The organism is Streptomyces griseorubiginosus (genome assembly GCF_017614965.1).
Lineage (GTDB): Bacteria > Actinomycetota > Actinomycetes > Streptomycetales > Streptomycetaceae > Streptomyces > Streptomyces griseorubiginosus_B.
In genome coordinates, this window is sequence record NZ_WVUG01000521.1 from 1 (window position 1) to 3,282 (window position 3,282).

At 67.1% G+C, this 3,282-nt stretch carries 6 protein-coding genes; 2 read left to right on the plus strand and 4 right to left on the minus strand.

Features of this window, described 5'->3' with window-relative positions:
• The 4 genes from GRC12_RS43005 to GRC12_RS43020 all read right to left on the minus strand — a co-directional run.
• The coding region (locus GRC12_RS43005; protein ID WP_244374646.1) for a PfkB family carbohydrate kinase at positions 1–267 on the minus strand (267 nt) is incomplete at its 3' end.
• 291 nt (positions 268–558) lie between these two features.
• Positions 559–816, minus strand: a complete 258-nt coding sequence (locus GRC12_RS43010) for a hypothetical protein (protein WP_208785876.1) — start codon at positions 814–816, stop codon at positions 559–561.
• The gene (locus GRC12_RS43015; protein ID WP_208785877.1) at positions 813–1,697 is read right to left on the minus strand and encodes a hypothetical protein; all 885 of its coding nucleotides are present in this window, start codon (positions 1,695–1,697) and stop codon (positions 813–815) included. Before GRC12_RS43015 ends, GRC12_RS43010 begins: the two co-directional genes overlap by 4 nt.
• Before the next feature lie 32 nt (positions 1,698–1,729).
• A complete protein-coding gene (locus GRC12_RS43020) occupies positions 1,730–2,146 on the minus strand; it encodes an ATP-binding protein (protein ID WP_208785878.1) in 417 nt (138 codons plus the stop codon).
• Between the two features lie 178 nt (positions 2,147–2,324).
• Between GRC12_RS43020 and GRC12_RS43025 the strand changes: the two genes are divergently transcribed.
• Both GRC12_RS43025 and GRC12_RS43030 read left to right on the plus strand, forming a co-directional pair.
• Positions 2,325–3,161 (plus strand): helix-turn-helix domain-containing protein, encoded by an 837-nt coding sequence (locus GRC12_RS43025; protein ID WP_208785879.1) that lies wholly within the window; start codon positions 2,325–2,327, stop codon positions 3,159–3,161.
• An 8-nt stretch (positions 3,162–3,169) separates the two neighbouring features.
• The coding region (locus GRC12_RS43030; RefSeq protein ID WP_208785880.1) for a DUF397 domain-containing protein at positions 3,170–3,282 on the plus strand (113 nt) is incomplete at its 3' end.

Genomic DNA, 3,282 nt, shown 5'->3' on the forward strand with positions numbered 1-3,282 from the left:
GCCCACCAGCACCCCCACCGTGTCCACGCCGGCCGCCCGCTGGGAGTCCAGCAGCAGCCTGCCGTACGCGTCGTCCCCGACGCGGGCCAGCAGCGCCGTACGGGCCCCGAGCCGGGCCGCCGCGACGGCCTGGTTGGCGCCCTTGCCCCCCGGATGGACGGCCAGATCCGAGCCGAGCACCGTCTCGCCCGCCCCCGGCCGCCGTTCGACGCCGATCACGAGGTCGGCGTTGGCCGAACCCACGACCAGCAGGTCGTAGTCGTACATGAATATGACTCCCCAGATGAGTGACCCAGATCAGTGCCCCCGGGCGGGCGGTCCCCCTGACCGCCCGCCCGTTCCCCTGCGCCGGCCGCCGACGACCGTCAGCCGTGCCCTGAAGCGCCTTCAGCGCGTTGTCCACGGCGATCCTGCCAAGTTGTGAGGGCTGCTGTGCCACGGACGCGTACAGCGTGCCCCCTTCGACCGCCTTCAGGCCGTCCGGGGTGCCGTCAAAAGGCCGGATCGTGATGGAACAGGGGAGCGCGGGACAGCGCTGTTCAGGGGGCGCAGGCCGGCTCACTCGTCGGCGAACAGTTCCTCGATGTCCGCGCCGTGCAGGGCGCGTTTGGCCCAGGACTCCAGTTGGGCGAGGTCCGTGCACTCTTCCACGCGCTCACGGACGGAGTCGGGCACGGGGATGCGGCGCAATTCCAGGACGTGCAGGACCACCTCTCGGCGCGCTTCGATACGGCCCTGCTCCCGGCCCTCTTTCCGGCCCTCCTCGCGTACTTGCTCAGCCAGGGGGTGTCGCCAGAAGTACTGGATCGCCATCATTCCGTGCCGAAGATTTCGGATGCATCCTCTACATGCATGGCTCGGCGCGCCCAGGTGTCCAGCTGTTCCACGTCCGTGCAGGACTGGATCCGTTCACGTACAGCATCGGGCACGGGGAGTTCGCGCCATTGCAGGATGTGGAGGACGGTCTGGACCTTGGCCTTGACCAAGCCTTCCTCTCGCCCTTCCGCGCGTACCTGTTCCGCCAGGGGGTGTCGCCAGAAGTACTGGATCGCCGTCATCAGGTCCCTCCACATCTGCTTCGCCTGGGGGTCGGCCAGGCAGGAGTCGACGAATTGCACGAAGACAGCGGCGCTGTCCGGGTCGATGGTCCGCAAGGCGGCGGCCAGGGACTCCAGTATGGCCGGAGCCTGCGGGCCGCGGCCGTGTGTCATGGCCGAGAGCACCGCAAGGGGTACGTCCTTCTCGGCCTGCCGCTCGTTCGCGATCACCGGCACGTTGTCCGGACCGAGCACCAGGGGCCGTACCGTGAGCGAGTGCCAGTCCCGGAAGCCGAACCGGATCGGCTTGGATGCCCACTCGGCCGTCTTGCTGCTCTGCGTGATGACGATGAGCACGGGCTCGCAGCGGTATTTCTCATACAAGTAGGAGAGGTAGTAGGGCCAGCTGCCCCGCTTGCGCTCGTCCACCTTCCCCTGCGACTCGACCACCAGCAGATACGTGCCCTCGTCTGTCTCCGCCCGCAGCAGGGTGTCCACGCGGCGTTCGACCGGTTCGATCTCGGTGAGATCGACGTTCAGAGCGGCGATCTCCCGAGGCTCGGGGAACGGCACGTGCAGCACTTTCTGCAGTGCCTTCGTCAGCAGCGTCGGATCCTTCTGGAAGATCCGGTGCAGCGCCTCATGCGACGAGCCGACCATCAGCTCTCCTTTCCATCGCGCTGATCAACGAGCTAAGCCGCCGCAAGTTCGCACCACACGTACTTGCCCCGGTTGCCGTGCCGGGACAGGGGGTGCCAGCCCCAGACCTCCGAGCAGGCCCGCACCAGAACCAGCCCCCGCCCTCCCTCCGCCTCGCCGAGCCGCGCCAACGGCACCGGTGGCTCGGGCGGTTCGGGGTCGGCGTCCCACGCCCCGATCCGCAGCGTGCCGGGCGGCGCCCAGCGGACGCGCAGGGCGGCGGGTCCCTTCGTGTGCCGTACGGCGTTGGTGATCAGCTCGGTGGCGAGCAGTTCGGCGACGTCGACGAGGCCGATCAGTCCGTGCGCGGTGAGGATCAGCCGGAGGGTGCGGCGACTGATGGTGACGGCGCGGGGGTCGTTGGGGATGGAGAGGCAGTACTCCCAGGGTTCTGGGATGTTTTCGGGCATGCGGCAACTCCGGTGCGATGGGGGAGGGTTGGCGGTGGCTTCGCCGCGGCCGTCGGGGCAGGCAGGACGGAGCGGTGCACTTCCGCAGAGTGAGCGTTGCGTCACCGACGGTAGGGGATAATCTTTAGGTGGGGCAAGTCGATCGAGTAATCTGCCCCCGATCGAGAAGGAGCAGTCGATGACGACCAGGCGCGAACCAACGGCACGTCAGTTGCGCCTGGCGGTGGAACTGCGCAGGCTCCGCGACGCGGCAGGGCTCAGCGCCCGCCAAGCCGCAGCACTGCTCGGGGTGAACGCCGTCCAGATCAGCCATATCGAGGCCGGGCTCTCAGGGGTAAGCGAGGAACGGCTGCGCCGCCTCGCCTCCCACTATGCCTGTACGGACGGCGAGTTCATCGACGCCTTGGTCGCGATGGCGACCGACCGCACGCGTGGCTGGTGGGAGGAGTACCGAGGGCTGTTGCCCACATCCTTCTTGGATCTCGCTGAGCTGGATCACCACGCCACGTTCTTGCGCGAGGTGGCGATCCTTTACGTACCCGGCCTCTTGCAGACGGAGGACTATGCCCGCGCGGTATTCTCTGCCAGGGTGCCCGAACTCACGCACGAAGAGCTTGAGTTGCGTGTGCATCACCGTATGAGACGCCAACAGATCGCCATCCCGTACGAGTTGGTCATCCATGAGGCGGCCCTGCGTATCAGGGTGAGCGACCGCGCCGCCACCCGAGCCCAACTCGCCAAGCTGCTGGAGCGCTCCGAAGCGGACAACGTCACCGTGCGCGTCATCCCGTTTGATCTGGACGGCTTCGGCGGGGCTGCCAGCTCCATGACCCACTTCGGCGGCCCACTCCCCAAATTGGACACCGTCGTACGTGACGTGCCCCACGGCTCGGCCTTTATCGACTCCGAAGCACAGCTCAACGCCTTTCGAACGCGCTTCCGTAAAGTGGAAGCCGTGTCACTCGACTGCAAACGGTCGCGTGACTTCATCAACCGACTGGCGCAAGAGCTGTGAGGCATCCCGTGGACAACTGGCGGAAGTCGTCCTACTCAGGCCCGGACGACGGCAACAACTGCGTGGAGATAGCCACCACCCCCACCCACACAGCCCTCCGCGACTCCTGTCTCTTATACAC

What these genes read in the sequence shown, in the direction of transcription:
- GRC12_RS43015 (WP_208785877.1), bottom strand. Translation starts at nt 1,697, where the DNA reads ATGGTCGGCTCGTCGCATGAGGCGCTGCACCGGATCTTCCAGAAGGAT.
- GRC12_RS43010 (WP_208785876.1), bottom strand. Translation starts at nt 816, where the DNA reads ATGATGGCGATCCAGTACTTCTGGCGACACCCCCTGGCTGAGCAAGTA.
- GRC12_RS43025 (WP_208785879.1), top strand. Translation starts at nt 2,325, where the DNA reads ATGACGACCAGGCGCGAACCAACGGCACGTCAGTTGCGCCTGGCGGTG.
- GRC12_RS43020 (WP_208785878.1), bottom strand. Translation starts at nt 2,146, where the DNA reads ATGCCCGAAAACATCCCAGAACCCTGGGAGTACTGCCTCTCCATCCCC.